This is a genomic window from Streptomyces herbicida (assembly GCF_032656585.1).
In the GTDB taxonomy this organism is placed as follows: domain Bacteria; phylum Actinomycetota; class Actinomycetes; order Streptomycetales; family Streptomycetaceae; genus Streptomyces; species Streptomyces herbicida.
On record NZ_JAUYWJ010000030.1, the window covers coordinates 23,984 to 47,285 of the forward strand.

Genomic DNA, 23,302 nt, shown 5'->3' on the forward strand with positions numbered 1-23,302 from the left:
GCGATCGGGGTGTGATCGGATAGCAAAGGCCTATGGCGGTCTTCGTCGCGCTCTGCGCGTTCCTGATGACGCTGGCCGGCGGCTGGACGGCACAGCGCGTGACCGACCGTCGCCACCTGGTTCTGGGCCTGGCCGGCGGTCTCATGCTGGGAGTGGTCGGCCTGGACCTGCTGCCCGAGGCGCTGCGCGCGGCGGGCCGGGAGGTCTTCGGCGTACCGGCGGCCCTGCTGCTGTTCGTGGCCGGATTCCTGCTCGCCCATCTGGTGGAACGGCTGCTTGCCGCCCGGCAGGCCGCGCACGGCGCGGAGGAGCACGGTCACCGCGCGCCCGAGGTGGGCCTCACGGCAGCCGCCGCGATGGTCGGCCACAGCGCCATGGACGGTGTGGCCATCGGCGCAGCCTTCCAGGTGGGCGGCGGCATGGGCGCGGCGGTCGCGCTCGCCGTGATCGCCCACGACTTCGCGGACGGCTTCAACACGTTCACCATCACCAGCCTGTACGGCAACGCCCGCCGCAAGGCGGTCGCCATGCTGGTCGCGGACGCGTGCGCCCCGGTCCTCGGCGCCCTGTCCACGGCGTTCTTCACCATCCCGGCGCAGCTGCTCGGCGGCTACCTCGCCCTGTTCGGGGGCGCGCTCCTCTATCTCGCCGCGGCCGAGATCCTCCCCGAGGCGCACCATGAGCACCCCGCCCGCTCCACCCTGCTGTGCACGGTGGCGGGCGCGGCCTTCATCTGGCTGGTGGTGGGCATCTCCGCCTGAGCCGGGCGGGGTTGCGGCCGAGCGGGTCACAGCTTGCCGCCCCGGCCGCCGTCGCGCCGCGCGGGCGCGATCAGCGTGGAGAGGTACGGCAGCGGGGCCCCGTCGAGCTCGCCCGCGGGCCGGATGGACTCCTCCGGCAGCCCGAGCGCCGACCCCCACACCGCGTCGTCGATCCGCCCGGTCTCCCGCAGCGCCTCGGCGACCTCCCCGGCCTGCCGCCCGAACTTGTACGCCACGACCGTCCCCGGACCGTTCAGCGCCTCCTTGAGCACGGCGGCCCCGGCGGTGACCGGCACGAGCGTCAGCGGCTCGGTGCCCTCGGTCAGCACGGCCCCGGAGCGCGCCGCGAGATCCTGCATCGCGGTGATCCCCGGCACGGTTTCGACGACCGTCCCCGGCACCCGCTCCGCGATCGTCTGCGCGAGATAGGTGAAGGTGGAGTACACGTTGGGGTCGCCGATGGTCGCGAAGGCGACCGCGCCCCGCTCCCGGAGCAGCTCGGCGACCCGCTCACCGGCCGCGTCCCAGGCGGCCTCGCGGCGTCCCCGGTCGGTCCGCTCGTTGAGCGCGAACACCACCCGGACGACCTTCTCCTCGGGTACGTAGTGCAGCACGGTCGCCTCGGCCCGCCCCCGCTCACCCCCATCGGTTCCATCAGGCGCAGCCATGACGGGTACGACGACGACATCGGCCGCACGCAGGGCGTTGACGCCCTTGACGGTCACCAGCTCCGGGTCGCCCGGACCCACCCCGACACCGATCAGCCTGCTGCTCATGACGTCCGGCACCTCTCCACGAACCGACGGGCCGCACCGGGCACGGACGCCCAGTGCGTGTGCAGATAACTCGCGTGCACACCCTGCTGTACGAAACCTTCGACCCGCCGTCGAGGGGCGCGCACACCCCAGGCGGGATCCGTCCCCGAGCCGGGCTCGACGATGGTGCGGTGGAACTCGTGCCCCCGCATCCGCGTCCCCGCGACGGCGAGCACACTGTCGCTCACGGCCACTGCGTCCCGGTACCCGAGCGTGAGCCGCTCGCTCATCCGGGCGGTGGCGTCGAGCACCCCGCACATGGGCCGCCCGTCCAGCTCCCGGCACAGATAGAGCAGTCCGGCGCACTCGGCGGCGACGGGAGCACCGCTGAGCGCGAGCTCCGCGACGGCCTTGCGCAGCGGCTCGTTGGCGGACAGCTCGGCCGCGTACACCTCGGGGAAGCCCCCGCCGATGACCAACCCGCTTGTCCCGTCGGGCAGCCGCTCGTCCCGCAGGGGGTCGAAGGGGACGACGTCGGCGCCGGCGGCGGTGAGGAGTTCGGTGTGCTCGGCATAGGAGAAGGTGAACGCTTCCCCACCGGCGACAGCCACCACGGGCGCCCGCTCCTCGGCCGGCCGAGTCGGCTGGTCGTGGGTGGGCGGGGCGACGGCCTCGGCCGCGTCCCACGCCGCACCCGACAACGCACCCGCACTCCGCGCCAGCGCCATCAGCGCATCCAGATCACAACCGTCGGAGACCTGCGCGGCCATCGCCGCGACCGCCTCCACCGCCGCAGCCCGCCGCTCGGCGACCGGCACCAGACCCAGGTGCCGGGACGGCGTGTCCACCTGCGGCGCCCGCCGCAACACCCCCAGCACCGGCACACCGACGGAGTCCAGCGCGTCCCGCAGCAGTTCCTCGTGCCGGTCCGACGCGACCTTGTTCAGGATCACGCCCCCGACCCGCACCTCCGGATCCCAGGAGGTGAACCCGTGCACCAGCGCGGCCACCGACCGCGACTGCGACGACGCGTCCACGACCAGCACCACCGGCGCCCGCAGCAGCTTCGCCACATGGGCGGTGGACGCCAGTTCGCCTTCCCCGGCGGCCCCGTCGTACAGCCCCATCACACCCTCGACGACCGCGATGTCGCAGCCGCGCGCACCGTGCGCGAACAGCGGACCGACCAGCTCCGGCCCGCACAGGTACGCGTCGAGGTTCCGCCCCACGCGCCCGGTGGCGAGCGCGTGATACCCGGGGTCGATGTAGTCGGGGCCGACCTTGTGCGGGGACACGGCGAGCCCCCGCGCGGTCAGCGCGGCCATCAACCCCGTGGCGACGGTGGTCTTGCCGCTGCCCGACGAGGGCGCGGCAATGACCAGCCGGGGCACGGACGGGGACATCACCACTCGATGCCTCTCTGGCCCTTCTGGCCGGCGTCCATGGGGTGCTTGACCTTGGACATGTCGGTCACGAGGTCCGCGAGGTCGACCAGCTTCTCGGGCGCGTTCCGCCCGGTGATCACCACGTGCTGTGTCCCCGGCCGGTCGCGGAGCACCTGCACGACCTCGTCGGTGTCGACCCAGCCCCAGTGCATCGGGTACGCGAACTCGTCGAGCACGTACAGCTTGTACGTCTCGGCCGCCAGGTCCCGCTTGACCTGCTCCCAGCCCTCGCGGGCCTTCTCCTCGTTGTCCATCTGGGCATCGCGCTGGACCCAGGACCAGCCCTCGCCCATCTTGTGCCAGTCGACGGTCCCGCCCTCGCCGGAGGCGCCGAGCACCCGCAGCGCGTTCTCCTCGCCGACCTTCCACTTCGCCGACTTGACGAACTGGAACACCCCGATGGGCCACCCCTGGTTCCAGGCGCGCAGCGCGAGCCCGAAGGCGGCGGTGGACTTGCCCTTGCCGATGCCCGTGTGGACGACCACGAGCGGCCGGTTGCGCCGCTGCCGTGTCGTCAGCCCGTCGTCCGGGATCACACTCGGCTGCCCCTGAGGCATTACGCGGCCCTCCTCGACGTCCCCTGCACATTCCTGACCAACCCGGCGATGCTGTCGGCCCGCAGCTCGTCCAGCGTCACCGCCGTACCGCCCAGCTCACCCGCGAGCTGTCCGGCGAGCCCGAGCCGCACCGGCCCCGACTCGCAGTCCACCACCACGGAGGCGACCCCCTCGGCCGCGAACAGCCGCGCCGCCCGCCCGGCCAGCGCGACCGGCTCCGGACCGCCCGTGGCTCGCCCGTCGGTCACCACCACGACCAGCGCCCGGCGCGCCGGATCCCGCAGCCGCTCGACCCGCAGCACCTCATGTGCCTTCAGCAGCCCGGCCGCGAGCGGAGTCCGCCCGCCCGTCGGCAGCGACTCCAGCCGGGCCGCCGCCGCGTCCACGGACGAGGTCGGCGGCAGCGCGACCTGCGCGTCCTTGCCGCGGAAGGTCACCAGTCCCACCTTGTCCCGCCGCTGGTAGGCGTCGAGCAGCAGCGACAGCACGGCACCCTTCACGGCGGCCATCCGCTGCCGCGCCGCCATCGACCCGGAGGCGTCGACCACGAACAGCACGAGGTTCCCCTCGCGCCCCTCGCGGGTGGCCTGCCGCAGATCGTCCCGGCGTACGACAAGACCCGGCCCGGAGCGGCCCCGCGCCCGCTGATGCGGTGCCGCCGCCTGGACCGTGGCCGCCAGATGCAGCTTGGAGAGCTTCCCCTGCGGCCGCCGCGCCCCCGTCGTGCGCCCGTGCTCGGTCCGCGCCCGCGAACGCCGCCCGGCGGCACCCTCGCCGATCCCGGGCACGCTCAGCACCTTCGTGCGGAAGGGCTCGGCGGCGCGGACGGGGGACTGCTCCGCGGCGCCGGACGCCCGCGGCTCGCCGTCCTCACCGCTCTCGGGGCGGGCAGCGGTGTCACCGCCCTGCGGACCGGAGTCCGGCGCGGGCTGCCCGCCGCCCCCGCCCGGTCCACCACCGTCGGGATCGGGATCGTCGTCGCCGGAGAACTCCTCCAGCGTCTCGTCGAGCTTGTCCTCGTCGAGTCCCGGCGCGTCGAAGGGGTTCCGCCTGCGCCGGTGCGGCAGCGCCAGCAGGGCCGCCTGCCGTACGTCCTCGGCGAGCACATCGGTCCGTCCCGCCCAGGCCGCCAGCGCGGTCGCCGTACGCGCCATCACGATGTCGGCCCGCATGCCGTCCACCTCGAAGGCGGCACAGGTGGCCGCGATCTGCCGCAGCGCACCGTCGCCGAGCCGTACCTGCGGCAGCAACTCCCGTGCGGCCACGATCCGTTGCCGGACAGCCGCCTCCTCGCCGGCCCACCGTGTGGTGAAGCCGGCAGGGTCGTCGTCGTACGCCAGCCGCCGCCGTACGACCTCCACCCGCTGCTCGGGCTCGCGGGAGGCCGCGACCTCGACGGTGAGCCCGAACCGGTCGAGCAACTGCGGGCGCAGCTCGCCCTCTTCGGGGTTCATGGTGCCGACGAGCAGGAAGCGGGCGGCATGCCGTACGGAGACGCCCTCGCGCTCGACGTAGGAGGCGCCCATCGCGGCCGCGTCCAGGAGCAGGTCGACCAGGTGGTCGTGGAGCAGGTTGACCTCGTCGACGTACAGGATCCCGCGGTGCGCGTCGGCCAGCAGGCCGGGCTCGAAGGCCTTCACGCCCTCGGCGAGCGCCCGTTCGATGTCCAGGGCGCCCACCAGCCGGTCCTCGGAGGCACCGACGGGCAGCTCCACCATGCGCGCCGGACGGGACTCGAACGCCCCCGGCTCGTGCGGCCCGTCCGGGCACGCCGGATCCGGCGCCCCGGGGTCGCACGAGAAGCGGCACCCGGAGACGACGTCCACCTCGGGCAGCAGCGCCGAAAGGGCCCGTACGGCCGTCGACTTGGCGGTGCCCTTCTCGCCGCGCACCAGCACACCGCCGACCGCCGGCGACACGGCGTTCAGCAGCAGCGCGAGCCGCAGGTCGTCCTGACCGACGACGGCCGTGAACGGAAAGGGGGTACTCACTTCTCGTCGCCCTCCAAGTCGCCTTCCAGCTCCAGGTAGGTGGCGCGCAGCCGCTCCAGGGTGTCGGCGTCCGGCTCGGCCCACAGCCCGCGGTCGGCCGCCTCCAGCAGCCGCTCCGTGATCCCGCGCAGCGCCCAGGGGTTGGACTTCTTCATGAAGTCCCGGTTCTCCGCGTCGAAGACGTACTCGGCGCTGAGCTTCTCGTACATCCAGTCGTCCACGACACCGGCCGTGGCGTCGTAACCGAAGAGGTAGTCGACCGTCGCCGCCATCTCGAAGGCGCCCTTGTAGCCGTGCCGCCGCATGGCCGCCATCCAGCGCGGGTTGACCACGCGGGCACGGAAGACGCGGTGCGTCTCCTCGCCCAGCGTCCGGGTCTTCACCTGGTCGGGCACGGCGGAGTCGCCGACGTACGCCTCCGGGGAGGCTCCGGTGAGGTGGCGGACCATGGCGACCATGCCGCCGTGGTACTGGAAGTAGTCGTCGGCGTCGACGAGGTCGTGCTCACGGGTGTCGACGTTCTTCGCCGCCACCGCGATCCGCCGGAACGCCGTCTCCATGTCCCCGCGCGCCGCCCGCCCGTCGAGCCCGCGCCCGTAGGCGTAGCCGCCCCAGACGGCATACACCTCGGCGAGGTCGGCGTCGCTTCTCCAGTTGCGGGCGTCGATCAGCGGCAGCAGCCCGGCGCCGTACGCGCCCGGCTTCGAGCCGAAGACACGGGCCGTCGCGCGCCGCCGGTCGCCGTGTTCGGCGGTGTCCGCGTCGGCGTGGGCGCGCACGAAGTTCCGCTCGGCGGGCTCGGCCAGCTCGGCCACCGCCCGCACCGCGTCGTCGATCAGCCCGACCACATGCGGGAACGCGTCCCGGAAGAAGCCCGAGATGCGGACCGTGACGTCGATGCGCGGCCGGCCGAGCTCTTCCAGGGACACGATCTCGAAGCCGGTGACCCGGCGCGAGGCGTCGTCCCACACCGGGCGGCAGCCCAGCAGCGCCAGGATCTCGGCGATGTCGTCGCCCTGGGTGCGCATGGCGGACGTGCCCCAGACCGTCAGGCCGACGGACTTCGGGTACTCGCCCGTGTCCTGCAGATACCGCTGCACCAGCGAGTCGGCCAGCGCCTGGCCGACCTCCCAGCTCAGCCTGGACGGGATGGCCTTGGGGTCGACCGAGTAGAAGTTCCGGCCGGTCGGCAGGACGTTGACCAGGCCGCGGGTGGGGGAGCCCGAGGGACCGGCGGGGACGTAACCGCCGTTCAGCGCCCGGAGGATGTGACCGATCTCGTCGGTGGTCCTCGCGAGGCGCGGTACGACCTCGGTGCAGGCGAACTCCAGCACGGCGACGGCGTCCGGGAGTTCGGTGCCGAGGACGTCACGGACGAGGCCCGGGACCGCCACGCCGTTCCAGCCGCGCTCCTCCATCCTCTCCGCGATCCGCCTGCACAGCTGCTCCAGCAGGTCGATCGCGTCGGCGGCCGTGCGTGAAGGACCTTCGACCAGGTCCGTCAGCTCCACCGGCACCTTCACCGGCGCGCCCGGCTCGGCGAGCAGCTCCTTCTCGACCAGCCCGAAGTGCTCCGCGAGCGAGGCCCGCAGCCCCGGCAGGGCGTTCGCCCGCCCGCCCCAGACCTGGGAGGCGCGCAGCACGGCGAGGACCAGGTTGACACGTGGCTCCGCGACCGGTCCGCCACCGAGGATGTGCAGGCCGTCGCGGATCTGCACGTCCTTGATCTCGCACAGATAGCCGTCGATGTGCATGACGAACTCGTCGAAGTCGTCCTCGTCCGGCTGCTCGTCGACGTGCAGGTCGTGGTGGAGCTCCGCCGCCTTGACGAGGGTCCAGATCTGGGCGCGGACGGCGGGGGCCTTCGTCGGGTCCAGGTCGGAGACGAGCGCGTACTCGTCGAGGAGCTGCTCCAGCTTGGCCAGGTCGCCGTAGGTGTCGGCGCGCGCCATCGGCGGCACGAGGTGGTCGACGACCGTGGCGTGCCCGCGCCGCTTGGCCTGGGTGCCCTCGCCGGGGTCGTTGACGATGAAGGGGTAGATGAGCGGCAGGTCGCCGAGGACCGCGTCCGGCGCACAGCCCTTGCCGAGCCCGAGCCCCTTGCCCGGCAGCCACTCCATCGTGCCGTGCTTGCCCATGTGGACGATCGCGTCCGCGCCGAAGCCCCCCTCCGGTGGCGCAGCCTCCAGCCACCGGTACGCCGCCATGTAGTGGTGCGAGGGCGGCATGTCGGGGTCGTGGTAGATCGCGATCGGGTTCTCGCCGAAGCCGCGCGGCGGTTGGATCATCACGACGACGTTCCCGAACCGGAGGGAGGCGAGGACGATGTCGTCGCCGTCGACGTAGAGCGAGCCCGGCGGCTCGCCCCACGCCTCCAGCATGCCGTCCCTGAGCTCGGGGTCGAGTTTGTCGAACCAGGCCCGGTAGTCGGCGAGCGGCACGCGCGCGGGCGCGGCGGCCAGCTGCTCCTCGGTGAGCCACTCGACGTCGTGGCCACCGGCCTCGATGAGCCGGTGGATCAACTCGTCGCCGTTGTCAGGGTATTCGGTGAGGGAGTATCCGGCGTCCCGCAGCGCGTCGAGGACCCGGACCGCGGAGGCCGGGGTGTCGAGGCCCACCGCGTTGCCGACCCGCGAGTGTTTGGTCGGGTAGGCGGTGAAGACGAGCGCGACCTTCTTGTCGGCATTGTCCTTGTGCTTCAACTGCGCGTGCCGTACGGCGATTCCGGCGACCCGTCCGGCCCGCTCGGGGTCGGCGACGTACACCGGGACGTCGTCCGGACCCTGCTCCTTGAAGGAGAACGGCACGGTGATGAGGCGGCCGTCGAACTCGGGGATCGCGACCTGCATCGCCGCGTCCATGGGGGAGAGGGCGGCGTCGGACTCGTCCCACGCGGCACGGGAGGAGGTCAGACAGAGCCCTTGCAGCACCGGGATGTCCAGGTCGGCCAGGGCCCCGATGTCCCAGGACTCCTCGTCGCCGCCCGCCGAGGCCTGCGAGGCGTGGGTGCCGCCGGCGGCGAGGACCGTGGCCACCAGGGCGTCGGCCCGGCCGAGGATCTCGTACAGCCCGGCGTCGGCACCGCGCAGCGAACCGCAGTACACGGGAAGCGCGTTGGCGCCCCGCGCCTCGATCGCGTCGCACAGGGTGTCGACGAAGGCGGTGTTGCCGCTCAGTTCATGGGCCCGGTAGAAGAGCACGCCGACCGTGGGCCGGCCCCCGACGAGGGCACGCTCACCGTGGACGCCGTACTCGGGCATCTTCTGCGGCTCGTCGAAGCCCTCGCCCGTCAGCAGGACGGTGTCGGACAGGAACCGCGCGAGCTCGGTGAGGTTGGCGGGGCCGCCCTCGACGAGGTAGCGCAGCGCCTCGGCCACCACACCGGCCGGCACGGACGACTCGGCCATCAACTCGGCGTCGGGCACCGCTTCCCCGCCCAGCAGCACGGTCGGGATGCCGGCGGCCTTCAGCGCGGCGAGCCCCTCCTCCCAGGCCCGCTTGCCGCCGAGCAGCCGTACGACGGCGAGGTCGGCCCGTCGCAGGAGCTCCGGAAGCTCCTCGACGACGTCGACCCGGGTCGGGTTGCCGATCAGGTAGGACGCGCCGGAGGCCCGTGCCGCCAGCAGATCGGTGTCGGCGGTCGACAACAACAACACTGTGCTCATGCGGGCGCTCCCGGTGGAATGAAAGGCAGTCCTTGCGGCGCGCCCGACTCGATGAGCCGCTGGAGCGCGTCCGTGTCCGCGTGCTGTTCGATCAGGTCGCCGAGCCGGTCGAGCTGCTCCTCGCGCAGCGCGGCGAACGAGGTGTCGGGGGCCGGTACGAAGCGGCGGCCCGCGGCGGCCGACACCTCGCGCAGGAAGGCCCGCCGGAAACCGTCCGACTCCAGGGAGCCGTGCCAGTGGGTGCCCCAGGTCTGCCCGACCCGGCAACCGTCCAGGCTGTGCCCACTGCCGTCGGAGATGAACGTCTCCCCGCCGTGGATGTCGGCGACCCCGTGGTGGATCTCGTAGCCCTCGACGTGCTCGCCGAGGGCTTCGCCGACGGGCCGGGTGAGGGTCTTCTCGCGGGCGAACCGCACCCGCACGGGCAGGATCCCGAGCCCGTCCACGTGTCCCTTGCGGCTCTCGACGTCGTCCTCGATGTGCTCGCCGAGCATCTGGAAGCCGCCGCAGACGCCGAGAACGGGCCGGCCCTCACGGGCCCTTGCGACCAGGGCGTCCGCCAGCCCCCGCTCCCGCAGCCACTCCAGTGCCCGGACCGTCCCCCGGGTGCCCGGGATCACGACGAGGTCGGCGTCGGCGAGTTCCTCCGGCCGGTCCACGAATCGCACGACGACACCGGGCTCGGCGGCCAGCGCGTCCACGTCGGTGAAGTTGGACATGAGCGGGATCGCGCAGACGGCGACGCGCAGCACGTCCTCTCCAACGGGCGGCGCGACGGACGACTCGCGCACGGTGCCGCGCAGCGAGACGCGGAGCCCGTCCTCCTCGTCGATGCCGAGCCCGTGCCGGAACGGCAGCACTCCGTAGGTGTGCCGTCCGGTGAGCCCGTGCAGCATGTCGAGCCCCGGCTCCAGCAGACCGACGTCCCCCCGGAACTTGTTGACGAGGAACCCGGCGACGAGTTCCTGGTCCTCGCGTGACAGGAGTGCGACGGTGCCGAAGAAGGAGGCGAAGACGCCCCCTCGGTCGATGTCGCCCACCACCAGCACGGGCAGCCGCGCGTTGCGCGCGATGCCCATGTTCACGATGTCGGTCCGCCGCAGATTGATCTCGGCGGGAGAACCGGCGCCCTCACAGATCACCGCGTCATACGTGCCCCGCAACTCGGCGAGACAGTCGAGAACGGTCCCGAGGAGTTGCCGCTGCCGCCCGCCGTGGTATCCGCGCGCGCTGAGTTCGCCGACGGGCTTGCCCAGCAGCACGACTTGGCTGCTCTGCTCACCACCGGGCTTGAGCAGCACGGGATTCATCAGCGCGCTGGGCTCCACCCGGCACGCCTGGGCCTGCATGGCCTGCGCCCGACCGATCTCGGCGCCCTCGCGCGTGACGAACGAGTTGAGGGACATGTTCTGCGCCTTGAAGGGCGCGACCTTGACGCCCTGTCGCACCAGCCACCGGCAGATCCCCGCCGTCACGACGCTCTTGCCCGCGTCGGAGGTGGTGCCGGCGACGAGCAGACCACCGTTCATGACGTGCCCTCCTTTGCCTTGGCTGCGACGGCGCGCGCGGCGACTCCGGCGCCGAGCGCGAGCAGACCGACCCGACGGGAGAGCCGTACGGCCCGGTCGATGTCCTCGGCGGCCACGGCACGGCCGCCGCCGTTGAGCACGGGCCGGTGCTCGACCCGCCCCCCGTAGGAGAGGGTTCCGCCGAGCCGCACGCCCAAGGCCCCCGCGAAGGAGGCCTCGACGGGCCCGGCGTTGGGACTGGGATGCCTGCGCGCGTCGGCCCGCCAGGCGCGCAGGGCGCCGCGCGGATCCGGGCCCGCGGCGGCGGCCAGTACGGCGGTGAGCCGGGCCCCCGGCCACCCGGCGACGTCGTCGAGCCGGGCGGAGGCCCACCCGTAGCGCCGGTACCGGGGGGACTTGTGCCCGACCATGGCGTCAAGGGTGTTGACCGCGCGGAACCCGAGCAGTCCGGGCACGCCTGCCACGGCGCCCCACACCAGCGCCCCTACGACGGCGTCGGACGTGTTCTCGGCGACGGACTCGACCACGGCCCGGGCGATCCCGTCGGCGTCGAGCGCCTGTGGATCCCGTCCGCAGAGGTGAGGCAGCCGGGCACGGGCACCTTCCACGTCACCCGCCTCCAGGGCACGCCCGATGGCCCGGGCCTCCCGGGCGAGCGAAGTCCCCCCGACCACGGCCCAGGTGGCGGCACCGGTGAGTGCGACGGAGGCGGCGGGGGAGGGACGTACGGCTCGCCGGGCGAGGACGCCGAGGGCCACGGCCCCACCGACGCACGCGGCGGTGTGCAGCGCACCCCAGCCGCGATGGTCCCGCCACAGCACCCGTTCGACGGCGCCTGCCGCACGTCCGAACGCGGCGACCGGATGCCCACGGCGCGGATCGCCCAGGAGGAGGTCACCGAGGAGGCCGGCGGAGGCGCCGTACGCGAAGACGCGATCGGCACGCATCGGCTCAGCCGGCCGTGGGGTCGAGCAGCGACCTGGTGCTGTATCTCAATCGGCAGCCGAGCATGGCGATATGTCCTCACTCAGGGTGTCCGCGCCCTGGTTCGACGAGACCGGCGGTGGGAGTTCCTGGCTTCCGGAGAGTTCTTCCCCGGTGACAGTGGCGGGACCGCGCCGGATTCACACCGGCTTCCTCCCTTGCCGCCGTACATGGCTCCGGCAGTCCACCACGCCCCCGGAAGGGCCGTCAACTTGCCGTTGACCTGCAAGGGGAGAGTGTGCTGAGACCCACACCGGCGCTGCGCGGGCGGGTGTCAGGGCAGACGAAAAGGCTCCTCCCCGAAGGCATCGGGGAGGAGCCTGGTGAACCTGGGTCAGGCCTTGGCCATGATCAGGTAGATGCCGTACGCCACCGCCGCCGCGCAGGCCGCGAAGCACACATACGCTCCGGTGACCGCGAGGGCGGCGGATCCGCCCTGGGCCGTGGCGCGTTCGCGGCGCGAGAGACCTGCGACGCCGACGGTGAACAGGGCCACGATGGCGACCGTGACCACGAGGCTGACGCCGAAGACGGAGCCGAGAGCCGCCCAGTCGATCTTCATGGTGATGCTTCCTTAGTAACCGGGGCTCGGGGTCAGACGGTGGCGGCCGGAGGGGTCGCCGGGTCGGTGGCGGGGGCGGTCGCCTGGGCCGGGATCGTGGCCGTCAGACCCTCGGCAAGCGTGCCCGCCGGGGGCGGCGTCACGGCGGCGATCGCCGTGGTCACCACACCGGCCGGCTCCTCGGTGTCGTTGACGTTGCTGTGGTCGACCACCTCGCGGCGGGAGATCTTCCAGATCGCGGCGCTGGAGGCGACCAGGAAGACGGCGACGACTGCGGTGCCCCAGTCGCCCAGGTCGGTCACGGACTCCGCGAGCGCACCGACCAGAGCGGCCGCCGGCAGGGTCAGCGCCCAGGCCACGACCATGCGGGTCGCGGTGGACCAGCGGACCACGCCGCCCTTGCGGCCCAGGCCCGCGCCCATCACGGAACCGGAGACGGCGTGCGTGGTGGAGAGGGAGAAGCCCAGGTGGGAGGAGGCCAGGATGACCGTCGCGGCGCTGGTCTGGGCGGCGAAGCCCTGCTGCGGCTGAAGGTCGGTCAGGCCCTTGCCCATGGTGCGGATGATGCGCCAGCCGCCGATGTAGGTGCCGAGCGCGATGGCGAGACCGGCGGAGAGGATCACCCAGGTGGGAGGGTTGGAGCCGGGGGCGACGGCACCGCCGGCGATCAGCGCGAGGGTGATGATGCCCATCGTCTTCTGCGCGTCGTTGGTGCCGTGGGCGAGGGAGACGAGACCGGCGGAGGCGATCTGGCCGGCGCGGTAGCCCTTGCGGGTGGCCTCGCTGTCGGCGTCCTTGCTCAGCGCGTAGGAGAACCTCGTGGCCAGCATGGCCGCCACACCGGCGACGACCGGGGCCGCGACGGCCGGGATCAGGACCTTGGTGACGAGCACGTCGCTGTGGACGGCGCCGGTCCCGGCCGACGCGATCGTCGCGCCGATCAGACCGCCCATGAGGGCGTGCGAGGAACTGGACGGGAGCCCGACCAGCCAGGTCAGCAGGTTCCAGAGGATCGCGCCGACCAGGGCGGCGAATATGACCTCGGGACGTATGCCGTTCTCGTCGACGAGACCCTTGGAGATCGTGTTGGCGACCTCCACGGAGAGAAAAGCGCCTACAAGGTTGAGCGCGGCGGACATGGCCACCGCGACCTTGGGCTTGAGCGCACCGGTCGAGATGGTCGTGGCCATCGCGTTGGCGGTGTCGTGAAAACCGTTCGTGAAATCGAACGCGAGTGCAGTTACCACCACAATCGCGAGGATCAGCGAGAAGTTTTCCATTTACCCAGGCATTCGTTCGAAGGTCATTGGCCGGTTGACCGTAGGCAACCTGGATGAACGGAAGGTGAACTGAGAGGGGATTGAAGGTGTCTCTAGAAAGGGTTGTTGCCGGGCCGCCGCTCCTCTCCGGTCCGACGGCCCAGGCGCCCCTTGGGTCAGTAGCCCCGGGCGAACGACTTCAGGCGGCTCGAGGACCCGTTGAAGAGATTCTGGTCACCCGGCAGGCTGCCGCTGTTGCCGTACTGCCAGAAGGTCCAGTACGCCCACCCGGCCGGCAGCTTCCCCACGTCGGGCGAGCCGTGCCGGGCGATCCACAGGGGATGGTTCGCGGCGAACGCTCCGCTGCCGCCGGTGCAGGTGTTCCACCAGTGGGTGGTGGTGTAGATCACCGGACGGCGGCCGGTCTCCCGCTTCAGTTCGTCGCTGAAGGCCTTGATCCAGCCGACCATCTTCGCCTTGCTCAGGCCGTAGCACTTGCGCTTCTTGTCGTACGGGTTGTACTCGATGTCCAGCGCGGGCGGCAGCGTCCAGCCGTCCGCGGTCCAGGTGCCGCCGTTGCTCACGAAGTACGCGGCCTGTGCCGCGCCCGACGACTTGTCCGGCAGTGCGAAGTGGTAGGCGCCCCGGACGATGCCCGCGCCGCGCGAGCCGTTGTACTGCTGGCCGAAGTAGGGATTGCGGTAGTTCGTGGACTCGGTCGCCTTGATGTAGACGAACCTGGCGCCCTTCGCCTTGGCGCCCGGCCAGTCGACGTTCTTCTGGTGCGACGAGACGTCGTGTCCCTTCGGCAGGTTCGCCGCGGACGCCGGGGCCTCGGCGAGTACGGTCGCGGCTCCCCCGGTGACGAGCGCCGCCACGGACGCCGCGATCACTCGGGCACGGTGGCGGGACGGTTTGCGATCACAGGCCATGTTTCCCCCCGGAATGGCGACGTGCACGACAAATCGTCCAGAGATTACTGGTAGATCGTTGAAAGCCGGTCCATCTCCGGCCAAGCATGGAGAGAGGGGTATTTATGGCTGTATGCGGTCTTTCGGAGGGGTGGCTTCCGGCCTAAAGTGCCCCGCTCCGAGGGCCCGCAGGGGCGCCGGCTGGCAGGATCGCGGCATGGCTGAGCAGCGGCGGAACCAGGGGGACGGACGGGATGACCGGGAGGGCGCACAGCTTGTGCCGGAGATGCGGAGGAGGTCCGTGCTCGACGAGGAGACGCACGCCTGGGAGGCGCTCGTCGCGACGGCCCGCGGGACCGTGTCCGACGGACTGGTCGTCGGCACCTCCGGCAATGTGTCCGTACGCGTCGGTGACACCGTGCTGGTCACACCGTCGGGCGTGCCGTACGACCGTCTGACGCCGGACGACGTGACCGGGGTGGACCTCGGCGGGCGGCAGGTGCTCGGCACCCTGATCCCGACCAGCGAGCTGCCCATGCACCTCGCCGTCTACCGCACCACCGACGCCCGCGCCGTCGTGCACACCCACGCCGTCCATGCGACCGCCGTCTCGACGCTCGTCACCGAGCTTCCGTCGATCCACTACATGTCCGGCGCCCTCGGCGGCCCTGTCCGGGTTGCCCGGTATGCGACGTACGGCACCGACGAGTTGGCCGAGAACATGCTCCAGGCCCTCGCCGACCGCTCGGGCTGCCTCCTCCAGAACCACGGCACCATCACCTTCGGCGCATCCCTCGACCAGGCCTTCGACCGCACGGCCCAGCTGGAGTGGATGTGCCGGCTGTGGCTGACGGCGTCATCGGTACCCGGCCTGACACCGTCGCTGCTGTCCGAGGAGCAGCTGGCCGAGGCCGGGGAGCGCCTGCGGGGATACGGCCAGCGTCACTGACGGACGTCGGGCCGTCCGGCAGGGCAGTCGGCACCCTCGGGAACACCCTGCGCCACGGGCTCGGAACGCCAGGGGTCACCGGACGGACGTGCGTCCACTGGCCGGTGGCCGGGTCCGCCGGGACACTGGATGCGTGCGCACTGTCACAGCGACGGCCGCTGCCGTCACAGCGGTCCTGGCGGCCGGCGCGGCCGGCGTCGCCGCCGGGCGGATAGCCAGCGACGCCGCACTCAAGGCGCCGCCCGGCCGGCCACTGCCCACCGAGCCCCGGCTCACCGTGCACGGCACGGCAGCGGGCCGGATCACGCTCACCCGCGACCTGGCCTCCCTGCGGCCCGGCATCTACGGCCTCTCCGGCGACGGCTCCCACGCCGTCGTCGGACCCGTCCTCGAATCCGCCGAGCACAAGGCCGACACCGTCGTACGCCGACTGGAACGGGTCACGCACGGCACGCTCGACTCCGGCGACAAGGTCTGGCTCACCCCGAACGTGCACGTCGGCAACCCGAACACCGCCCTCGGCCTCGACCACGCCGACATCGACGTGCCCGGCGAACTCGGAGCCCTGCCCGCCTGGTTCGTGCCCGGGTACCGGGACACCTGGGTGATCACCGTGCACGGCCTGGGCACCACCCGCGAGCACCCCATGAACGTCATGGGGTTCCTGCACCACCGGCGCCTCCCGGTGCTCGACCTCGCCTATCGCGGCGATCTCGGCGCACCCCGCCCGCCGGACGGCCTCAACCACCTCGGCGAGACGGAGTGGCGCGACCTGGACGCGGCGATCCGCTATGCCGTGCGGTACGGCGCCCGCCGCGTCGTCCTGTACGGCTGGTCCACCGGCGCCACCATGGCGCTGCGCGCCGCCCTGCACTCCTCGGTGCGCGATCATGTCGCCGGCCTGGTCCTCGACTCGCCGGTCCTCAGCTGGGAGGCCACGCTGCGCGCCCTCGCCACGGCCCGGCACACCCCGGAGGCCCTGCTGCCGCTCGCGGTGCGCGCCGCCCAGGGCCGGGCCGGCCTGCACGCCGACCACGTCGCCGAGACCGCCGACCCCGACCAGCTCAGGGTGCCCACTCTGATCATCCACGGCCCGGACGACGAGGTCGCCCCCTGGGCCTACTCCCGCCGGCTCGCCGCCCGCCGCCCCGACCGCGTCGCCCTCCACACCGTGCCGCACGCACCGCACGCGGCGATGTGGAACGCCGACCCGAAGGAGTACGAAGAGCGGCTGCGCCGCTTCCTGACCCCGCTGATGTGAGGTTTCCCGCACTCTCCCGCGCGCCGGCCGCCCGGCCCGCCTGCCCGGTCCCGGCCGTTCCGTTTAAGGCCGTACCACTGGCCTGAACCCGCCTCCCCGGCCCCCACCGGAGCGCGTGCATTGGCCAGCCCCGTCGCCCGCCGTGACATTCCGTTTGGGTTTTCGGACCGTCAACCGGAAGACTGCACCCGTGACGTCCCGTATCCCGCGCGACTCCAGGCTTCGACTTGTCCGACCGCGACCCCTGGCCGCCGCCCCCAGAGCGATGAACCAGCGGCCCTCGCGCCGCCCCGCACCCCGCCCTCCGGAGGGCACACCGGCCCCCGCGGAACTGGCCAGAATGGCGCGCTCCGGTCTGGCCGGCGCGGCCCGCGTCGCCCACTGGGCCGACGCCGCCCTCGGCCCCGGCCGCGACGGCGGGACCGACGACGGCAAAGCCACCCTTTCCGACGCAACCGCCGAACGGGCGGCCGCCGACCTGGGCCTGACCGCGGCTCAGGTCAGCGCCGACTGGGACATCGCCCGCCTCGCCGGCCTGGTCGAGGTGCACGGCGACAGCGCGCGCCCCGGCTGGCGCCTGCGCGCCTGGGACCGGGACGACAGCGCCGTACTGCGCGGCTGGGTCGCGCTTTTCGACGCCTGGTCGCTCGCCTACCCGGAACCCCCGGACCACGAGCCCGCGGCGGTCGCCGAGGTCGTCTCGGCCATGCCCCAGGTTCTCTCCTTCCTCCAGCTGTCCGCCGGTCCCGTCCCGGTCGAGCAGCTTCTCGACCTGCTCCAGCAGCGGGTCACCGAACTGCGCACCGAGCGCTGCGAAGTCCCGTACGAGCCGGGGCCCGCGAGCCTCACCACCGCCGCGCCCCCCGCCGTCGCCGACCCGGGGGAACCCGCACCCGTCGGGGACACCCCGCTCGCCCCGCTCCTCGACTGGTCCCTGCACGCCCTCGCCTCCGTCGGCGCCCTCACCTGCGGCGACGGCCAGGCCACGCTCACCCCGCTGGGCAGCTGGGCGGTCTGGGTCAAGCTGGAGCAGATCTGCGTGGCCGCGCAGAGCCCCGCCGGGAACATCGAGCAGGCCGCCGAGGCCATGCTCCGCGGCTGCGCCCGGCTCCGCCCCAACGCGGCCCGCGCCGAGTACCGCGCCTGGCTCGCCGCCCGCACCGTCGGCAGCGCCGTCACCGAACTCATCGGCGCCGCCCGGGGCGAGGACGCCCTGCTGCGCGGCCTCGCCTTCGAGGCGCTGCGCGTCGTCGGCGCCCCCGCCGAACCCGAGGTGCGCGGCGTGGCCGACGATCCGACTCTGCGGCCTTATGCCCTGCTGTGGCTGGCCGAGCACGACGGCGCCGACCCGGAGGACGCCCACGAGGTCCTCACCCGGGAAGAGGCCACCTGGCTGTGGGTGGACACCGCCGCCGCCGTCGCCGACCACGGCGAGGCGCCGCTGCTCGTCCGTCACCTGGAGTCCGCGGTGCAGCCCACCGTCCCGCAGCTGCTGGACGAGGTGCGCGCCGTCGGTCACCCCCGCACCGTGCAGGTCCTGGTCGCCCTCGCCGCGGCCCACCCCGACCCGGCCCTGGCCAAGGCCGTGCGCCGGGCTGCCTTCCAGGTGCACACCGGGGGATGACCGGGCGAGGGAGACGGGCCGCTCAGGCCGCTATCTCGGGGGCGTACGTGCCGAAGCTCCAGATGTTGCCCTCGGCGTCCCGGGCCATGTAGTCCCGCGAGCCGTAGTCCTGGTCCGTCGGGGGCATCAGGATGTCCGCGCCGTGGTCCACGGCGCACTGGTGGTGTGTGTCCACGTCGTCCACGACGACGTACACACCCGCGGGGCCCGCGTCCTTCATCGCCGTGTCGAAGACGCCGCCGCGGCCCTTGGAGCCGATCATCACGGCGCCGTTGCCCTGCACCAGTTCGGCGTGCAGCACCGAGCCGTCCTCGCCCTCGTACACCGAGAGCTCGGTGAACCCGAAGGCCTCCGTGAGCTGTTTGATCGCCGCCTTCGCGTCCGCGTACAGCAACGTCGGGAAAACACTCGGCCGCCCACCGCCCGTTCCTGCCATGCCGATCACTCCTTGTGCGTCGGTGTTGCACCGGTGTCGTGAGCCTGCTGCCCAGTCTTGCACCCACCACTGACAACGCCCCCGGGAGCCGGAACAAGGGCCTCAGCAGAAGGTGTTGCACTGCGCTGCTCCCACTGCCGTCGGCATCCCGCACCACCTGCCTCCGCTCCGATCCGTGTCCCGGTGCGAACGTGCGGTTCGCCACGGCCAGGGCCGCACCCGCACCCGGCCGCCCCGCGGCCCGGCTCCCTGCGCGCGCCCCGGAGCGCGCGCGGCGTCGCGGTCCGCGAGCTGGGCCGAATCGCCCGCGGTGCTCGCCGCATCCCCGCTCACGGGGTTCGGCGCCCGGGCTCGCACTGCTGCGGCACGTCCTGTCCGCCGTCGGCATTCCGCGTCGTCCGCCGCCGCTGTGAGCGGCATTCGTGTTCCGGCGCCGGCGTGCGGTTCGTCACGGCCGGATCCCTGTCCGGTCGTCCGCGCCATCTGCCCGGGCCCCGGACCGTGCGCGGCGTCGCCGTGCGCGAGCTGCGGCGGAGCGGTTGCCGGGCCCCCGGCGACGGACTCCGGGCACCCGCACCCGTACACCTGCGCACAGAAAAAGCGCTTGCATCGCCCCGTTAGACTTGGCCCATGGCCATTCTCCTCGCGCATTAGACGGCGGGAACGTCCTCAGCCGCCCACCCGCCAACCCCTCCGCCCTGGAGTCTGTCCGTGATCTCCGCCTCCGGTATCGAGCTGCGCGCCGGTGCCCGCATCCTTATCGAGAACGCCTCCTTCCGTATCGCCAAGGGCGACCGCATCGGTCTCGTCGGCCGCAACGGCGCAGGCAAGACGACCCTCACCAAGGTCCTGGCCGGCGACGGCATCCCCGCCGCGGGCACCGTCACCCGCTCCGGCGAGGTCGGCTACCTCCCCCAGGACCCCCGCACCGGTGACCTCGACGTCCTCGCCCGCGACCGCATCCTCTCCGCGCGCGGCCTCGACGTACTGATCCGCAAGATGCGCGAGAACGAGGAGCGCATCGCCAGCGGCAAGGGCGCCACCCGCGAGAAGGCCCTCAAGCAGTACGAGCGCCAGGAGACCGAGTTCCTCACCAAGGGCGGGTACGCGGCCGAGGCCGAGGCCGCCACCATCGCCGCCGCGCTCAACCTGCCCGACCGTGTGCTCGGCCAGCCCCTGCACACGCTCTCCGGCGGTCAGCGCCGCCGTATCGAGCTGGCCCGGATCCTGTTCTCCGACGCGGACACGCTGCTGCTCGACGAGCCGACGAACCACCTCGACGCGGACTCGATCATCTGGCTGCGCGACTACCTGAAGACCTACCGCGGCGGCTTCATCGTGATCTCCCACGACGTCGACCTGGTCGAGACGGTCGTGAACAAGGTGTTCTACCTGGACGCCAACCGCTCCCAGATCGACGTCTACAACATGGGCTGGAAGCTCTACCAGCAGCAGCGCGAGTCCGACGAGAAGCGCCGCAAGCGGGAGCGGCAGAACGCCGAGAAGAAGGCCGCCGCGCTCAACGCCCAGGCGGACAAGATGCGCGCCAAGGCCACCAAGACGGTCGCCGCGCAGAACATGGCGCGCCGCGCCGAGAAGCTGCTGTCCGGCCTCGAGGCGGTCCGCCAGTCCGACAAGGTCGCCAAGCTCCGCTTCCCCGAGCCCTCGCCCTGCGGCAAGACTCCGCTGATGGCCGAGGGGCTGTCCAAGTCGTACGGCTCGCTGGAGATCTTCACCGACGTCGACCTGGCCATCGACAAGGGGTCGAGGGTCGTCATCCTCGGTCTCAACGGTGCCGGAAAGACCACCCTGCTGCGGCTGCTCGGCGGGGTGGAGCAGCCCGACACCGGCGAGGTCGTCCCCGGCCACGGCCTCAAGCTCGGCTACTACGCCCAGGAGCACGAGACCCTGGACCCCGAGCGCACGGTCCTGGAGAACATGCGCTCGGCCGCCCCCGATCTGGACCTCGTGGAGGTCCGCAAGGTGCTGGGCTCGTTCCTCTTCTCCGGCGACGACGTGGACAAGCCGGCCGGTGTTCTCTCCGGCGGCGAGAAGACCCGTCTCGCCCTGGCCACGCTCGTGGTGTCGTCGGCGAACGTCCTGCTGCTCGACGAGCCGACCAACAACCTCGACCCGGCCAGCCGCGAGGAGATCCTCGGCGCGCTGCGCACGTACAAGGGCGCGGTCGTTCTCGTCACCCACGACGAGGGCGCCGTCGAGGCGCTCCAGCCGGAGCGGATCATCCTGCTGCCCGACGGCGTCGAGGACCTGTGGGGCGCGGACTACGCGGATCTCGTCGCGCTCGCTTGATCGAATCCGTGATCCACTGGCTATGGATCATTCGGCTTAGCCGTGATCCATCATCTGTGTGAGATCTCCTCGTATCGAGGTGTGTCCTACATCGATTTTGCGGCCGATCCCTTTGTCGACAAGGGGTCGGCCGCGTTGCGTCTCTGACCTGGCACTTCGCGAAAGAACCCGTTCGGCCGTATGGGTACGAGCGTTCGGAATCACAGATTCCGCTTGTGGGGATGTGCTCCTGTCGTCAAAACCATGTCTCACGGACCTTGCCGAATGGGTGGCCATCACGCCCCGGAGGGGTGATCATGAGGGGACCAGAGCGCACTTCCCATGAGGAGGCACGGGTGGCCGAGACTCTGAAGAAGGGCAGCCGGGTGACCGGCGCCGCGCGCGACAAGCTCGCGGCAGACCTGAAGAAGAAGTACGACTCCGGTGCGAGCATCCGGGCACTGGCCGAGGAGACCGGCCGCTCGTATGGCTTCGTACACCGGATGCTCAGCGAGTCGGGCGTCACGCTGCGTGGGCGTGGCGGAGCGACCCGGGGCAAGAAGGCCGCAACGTCCTGACCTCGGGCGGCCCATCGGCTTCGATGGTGGCCACCCGGTCGGTCGGGTGATCGGCCGGGTGGTTACTGTGCAGTCACTTAGCTGTGCCGTCGTACGACCCGATGTCGTACGGTGCGCAGGATGACCGCACCCATCGGAGGCGCCCCATGGCTTCGCCCGACCAGGATCTCGCTCCTGTACTCGACAAGGACGGCGTACGGCTCACCGTCGACGACGCGCTCGCCACGGTGACGCTGACCAATCCGGCCAAGCGCAACGCCCAAAGCCCCGCTCTGTGGCGGGCGTTGGCCGAGGCCGGGCGGCTGCTGCCGGGCTCCGTCCGGGTTGTCGTGCTGCGTGGCGAGGGCAAGTCCTTCTCCGCCGGCCTGGACCGTCAGATGTTCATGCCGGAGGGGATCCCGGGCGAGCCGACGTTCACCGACCTCGCGCGCCGCGACGACGCCGCGCTGGACGCGACCATCGCCGAGTACCAGGAGGGCTTCACCTGGTGGCGGCGGAACGACATCGTGTCCATCGCCGCCGTGCAGGGGCATGCCATCGGTGCCGGCTTCCAGCTTGCCCTCGCCTGTGACCTGCGCGTTGTCGCCGATGACGTGCAGTTCGCCATGCGCGAGACGAGCCTCGGAATCGTGCCCGACCTGACGGGCACGCACCCGCTGGTCGAGCTGGTCGGATACGCCCGCGCGCTGGAGATCTGCGCGACGGGGCGGTTCGTCCATGCCGAGGAGGCCGTCGGTTCAGGGCTGGCGAACCTCGCCGTGCCCGCCGCCGAACTCGACGGCACGGTACGGGACCTGGCGTCCGCGCTGCTCGCCGCGCCCCGGGACGCGGTCGTGGAGACCAAGGCCCTGCTGCGCGCCGCAAGCGGCCGTACATACGAGGACCAGCGTGCCGCCGAGCGACAGGCCCAGGCCCGTCGGCTGCGGGACCTGGCCGGCGTGGGCGAATAATCCGCCGCGCGCTCAGCTCACCGTCGTGACCAGCACCGCCACCGTCGGGTGATCGTCCAGCGCCTCCCCGACGGCCGCGCGCACCTGCCGGGCCACGTCCAGGGCCCGGCGCTGCCCGTCCACCGCCACCTCCACCCGGACGTGGCGGTGCGGCAGCGCGGTGTTCTCCTGCCGTTCCTCGATGTGCACCGCCCGGCCCAGCCCGCCCAGGGAGCCGGTCAGATGGGTCACGCCCGGGACGGAGAGCGCTGCCGCCGCCGCGCGGATCTCGTCCGGATCCGTCGCCTCGCGGGCCCGCGCCGGCTGCGGCGGGCTCACTTCCGCGGGCTCTGTCTGCTCCTCCAGCAGGTCCGTCACCCGTAGGTCCACCTCCGCGACCGTGAGGCCGAGGCCGTCCGCCGCCGTGCTCGCCAGTGCCATACGCAGCCGGGACGCCGTCGCCGGCAGGGGTTCGGCCGCCGTCGCCGCGAAGTCAGCCGTCACCCGGAGCGGGCCCGGGGGGAACCCGCTCGGCGGCACCGGTACGGCCGGCTCGTGCGCTTCCTCCGGATCGGCCGGCGTGATCCGCAGCGGGCCCGGCAGAACGCCCGGCACGTCCGCCGCCGCGCGCAGCAGCACCGCGCGGGCCGCCGCCTCGGCGATCCATGCGCCGTCGCGCGGGCCGCCGAGCGGCAGCAGCCTGCCGAGACCCAGTTGATGCCGTACGGCCCGTGTCCATCCATCCGCCGTCATTGCTCCAGCCTGCCGCATCCCCGGCGCACGACCGAGCAACCGCGCTTACCGTGGTCGGAGGGGA

Annotated in this window: 19 protein-coding genes and 1 riboswitch; of the genes, 7 read left to right on the top strand and 12 right to left on the bottom strand. The window is 72.3% G+C overall.

Annotation, left to right across the window (positions count from 1 at the left end; genetic code table 11):
- Positions 1-32: 32 nt before the first annotated feature.
- Positions 33-761 (top strand): ZIP family metal transporter, encoded by a 729-nt coding sequence (locus Q8A52_RS41995; RefSeq protein ID WP_316762179.1) that lies wholly within the window; start codon positions 33-35, stop codon positions 759-761.
- A gap of 26 nt (positions 762-787) precedes the next feature.
- Here the strand turns inward: Q8A52_RS41995 and cobI are convergent, their stop codons facing one another.
- From cobI to Q8A52_RS42045, 10 genes are all read right to left on the bottom strand, one after another.
- Positions 788-1,537 (bottom strand): precorrin-2 C(20)-methyltransferase, encoded by a 750-nt coding sequence (gene cobI, locus Q8A52_RS42000; RefSeq protein WP_316762182.1) that lies wholly within the window; start codon positions 1,535-1,537, stop codon positions 788-790.
- Entirely contained in the window at positions 1,534-2,919 is a 1,386-nt protein-coding gene (locus Q8A52_RS42005; RefSeq protein ID WP_316762185.1) for a cobyrinate a,c-diamide synthase, read from the bottom strand. The genes cobI and Q8A52_RS42005 overlap by 4 nt, the downstream gene beginning before the upstream one ends.
- Positions 2,919-3,518, bottom strand: coding sequence for a cob(I)yrinic acid a,c-diamide adenosyltransferase (gene cobO, locus Q8A52_RS42010; RefSeq protein WP_316762188.1), 600 nt, complete (start codon positions 3,516-3,518; stop codon positions 2,919-2,921). The genes Q8A52_RS42005 and cobO overlap by 1 nt, the downstream gene beginning before the upstream one ends.
- Positions 3,518-5,509, bottom strand: coding sequence for a putative cobaltochelatase (locus Q8A52_RS42015; RefSeq protein ID WP_316762191.1), 1,992 nt, complete (start codon positions 5,507-5,509; stop codon positions 3,518-3,520). The genes cobO and Q8A52_RS42015 overlap by 1 nt, the downstream gene beginning before the upstream one ends.
- Positions 5,506-9,174, bottom strand: a complete 3,669-nt coding sequence (gene cobN, locus Q8A52_RS42020; protein ID WP_316762194.1) for a cobaltochelatase subunit CobN — start codon at positions 9,172-9,174, stop codon at positions 5,506-5,508. The genes Q8A52_RS42015 and cobN overlap by 4 nt, the downstream gene beginning before the upstream one ends.
- Positions 9,171-10,703 (bottom strand): cobyric acid synthase, encoded by a 1,533-nt coding sequence (locus Q8A52_RS42025; RefSeq protein WP_316762196.1) that lies wholly within the window; start codon positions 10,701-10,703, stop codon positions 9,171-9,173. Before Q8A52_RS42025 ends, cobN begins: the two co-directional genes overlap by 4 nt.
- The gene (locus Q8A52_RS42030) at positions 10,700-11,650 is read right to left on the bottom strand and encodes a cobalamin biosynthesis protein (RefSeq protein WP_316762199.1); all 951 of its coding nucleotides are present in this window, start codon (positions 11,648-11,650) and stop codon (positions 10,700-10,702) included. Before Q8A52_RS42030 ends, Q8A52_RS42025 begins: the two co-directional genes overlap by 4 nt.
- Positions 11,651-11,751: 101 nt before the next feature.
- Positions 11,752-11,891, bottom strand: a riboswitch (cobalamin riboswitch).
- Between the two features lie 130 nt (positions 11,892-12,021).
- Entirely contained in the window at positions 12,022-12,249 is a 228-nt protein-coding gene (locus Q8A52_RS42035; protein WP_316762202.1) for a hypothetical protein, read from the bottom strand.
- A 32-nt stretch (positions 12,250-12,281) separates the two neighbouring features.
- The gene (locus tag Q8A52_RS42040; RefSeq protein WP_316762205.1) at positions 12,282-13,529 is read right to left on the bottom strand and encodes an inorganic phosphate transporter; all 1,248 of its coding nucleotides are present in this window, start codon (positions 13,527-13,529) and stop codon (positions 12,282-12,284) included.
- Positions 13,530-13,684: 155 nt separating this feature from the next.
- On the bottom strand, positions 13,685-14,440 hold the full coding sequence (locus tag Q8A52_RS42045; RefSeq protein ID WP_316762208.1) for a lysozyme: 756 nt from the start codon (positions 14,438-14,440) through the stop codon (positions 13,685-13,687).
- A 196-nt stretch (positions 14,441-14,636) separates the two neighbouring features.
- On the opposite strand from Q8A52_RS42045, the gene Q8A52_RS42050 reads away from it, so the two are divergent.
- The 3 genes from Q8A52_RS42050 (at position 14,637) to Q8A52_RS42060 (ending at position 18,253) form a co-directional block, all read left to right on the top strand.
- A complete protein-coding gene (locus Q8A52_RS42050; protein ID WP_316762211.1) occupies positions 14,637-15,368 on the top strand; it encodes a class II aldolase/adducin family protein in 732 nt (243 codons plus the stop codon).
- Between the two features lie 133 nt (positions 15,369-15,501).
- Complete coding sequence (locus Q8A52_RS42055) at positions 15,502-16,629, top strand: alpha/beta hydrolase family protein (protein ID WP_316762214.1); 1,128 nt, start codon at positions 15,502-15,504, stop codon at positions 16,627-16,629.
- Positions 16,630-16,819: 190 nt separating this feature from the next.
- The gene (locus tag Q8A52_RS42060) at positions 16,820-18,253 is read left to right on the top strand and encodes a hypothetical protein (protein WP_408649352.1); all 1,434 of its coding nucleotides are present in this window, start codon (positions 16,820-16,822) and stop codon (positions 18,251-18,253) included.
- A 22-nt stretch (positions 18,254-18,275) separates the two neighbouring features.
- Here the strand turns inward: Q8A52_RS42060 and Q8A52_RS42065 are convergent, their stop codons facing one another.
- Positions 18,276-18,689, bottom strand: coding sequence for a VOC family protein (locus Q8A52_RS42065; RefSeq protein ID WP_316762220.1), 414 nt, complete (start codon positions 18,687-18,689; stop codon positions 18,276-18,278).
- Positions 18,690-19,400: 711 nt separating this feature from the next.
- On the opposite strand from Q8A52_RS42065, the gene abc-f reads away from it, so the two are divergent.
- From abc-f to Q8A52_RS42080, 3 genes are all read left to right on the top strand, one after another.
- A complete protein-coding gene (gene abc-f, locus Q8A52_RS42070; protein WP_316762223.1) occupies positions 19,401-20,999 on the top strand; it encodes a ribosomal protection-like ABC-F family protein in 1,599 nt (532 codons plus the stop codon).
- A gap of 335 nt (positions 21,000-21,334) precedes the next feature.
- Complete coding sequence (locus Q8A52_RS42075; RefSeq protein WP_010355597.1) at positions 21,335-21,556, top strand: helix-turn-helix domain-containing protein; 222 nt, start codon at positions 21,335-21,337, stop codon at positions 21,554-21,556.
- A gap of 146 nt (positions 21,557-21,702) precedes the next feature.
- Positions 21,703-22,506, top strand: coding sequence for an enoyl-CoA hydratase/isomerase family protein (locus Q8A52_RS42080; protein WP_316762226.1), 804 nt, complete (start codon positions 21,703-21,705; stop codon positions 22,504-22,506).
- A 12-nt stretch (positions 22,507-22,518) separates the two neighbouring features.
- Here Q8A52_RS42080 and Q8A52_RS42085 read toward each other — a convergent pair whose 3' ends face one another.
- Positions 22,519-23,238, bottom strand: coding sequence for a nucleopolyhedrovirus P10 family protein (locus Q8A52_RS42085; RefSeq protein ID WP_316762229.1), 720 nt, complete (start codon positions 23,236-23,238; stop codon positions 22,519-22,521).
- Positions 23,239-23,302 lie beyond the last annotated feature (64 nt).

Coding starts and splice junctions, on each gene's coding strand:
- Q8A52_RS41995 (WP_316762179.1), top strand. CDS start 33: ATGGCGGTCTTCGTCGCGCTCTGCGCGTTCCTGATGACGCTGGCCGGC.
- cobI (WP_316762182.1), bottom strand. CDS start 1,537: ATGAGCAGCAGGCTGATCGGTGTCGGGGTGGGTCCGGGCGACCCGGAG.
- Q8A52_RS42005 (WP_316762185.1), bottom strand. CDS start 2,919: ATGTCCCCGTCCGTGCCCCGGCTGGTCATTGCCGCGCCCTCGTCGGGC.
- cobO (WP_316762188.1), bottom strand. CDS start 3,518: ATGCCTCAGGGGCAGCCGAGTGTGATCCCGGACGACGGGCTGACGACA.
- cobN (WP_316762194.1), bottom strand. CDS start 9,174: ATGAGCACAGTGTTGTTGTTGTCGACCGCCGACACCGATCTGCTGGCG.
- Q8A52_RS42025 (WP_316762196.1), bottom strand. CDS start 10,703: ATGAACGGTGGTCTGCTCGTCGCCGGCACCACCTCCGACGCGGGCAAG.
- Q8A52_RS42030 (WP_316762199.1), bottom strand. CDS start 11,650: ATGCGTGCCGATCGCGTCTTCGCGTACGGCGCCTCCGCCGGCCTCCTC.
- Q8A52_RS42035 (WP_316762202.1), bottom strand. CDS start 12,249: ATGAAGATCGACTGGGCGGCTCTCGGCTCCGTCTTCGGCGTCAGCCTC.
- Q8A52_RS42040 (WP_316762205.1), bottom strand. CDS start 13,529: ATGGAAAACTTCTCGCTGATCCTCGCGATTGTGGTGGTAACTGCACTC.
- Q8A52_RS42045 (WP_316762208.1), bottom strand. CDS start 14,440: ATGGCCTGTGATCGCAAACCGTCCCGCCACCGTGCCCGAGTGATCGCG.
- Q8A52_RS42050 (WP_316762211.1), top strand. CDS start 14,637: ATGGCTGAGCAGCGGCGGAACCAGGGGGACGGACGGGATGACCGGGAG.
- Q8A52_RS42065 (WP_316762220.1), bottom strand. CDS start 18,689: ATGGCAGGAACGGGCGGTGGGCGGCCGAGTGTTTTCCCGACGTTGCTG.
- Q8A52_RS42080 (WP_316762226.1), top strand. CDS start 21,703: ATGGCTTCGCCCGACCAGGATCTCGCTCCTGTACTCGACAAGGACGGC.
- Q8A52_RS42085 (WP_316762229.1), bottom strand. CDS start 23,238: ATGACGGCGGATGGATGGACACGGGCCGTACGGCATCAACTGGGTCTC.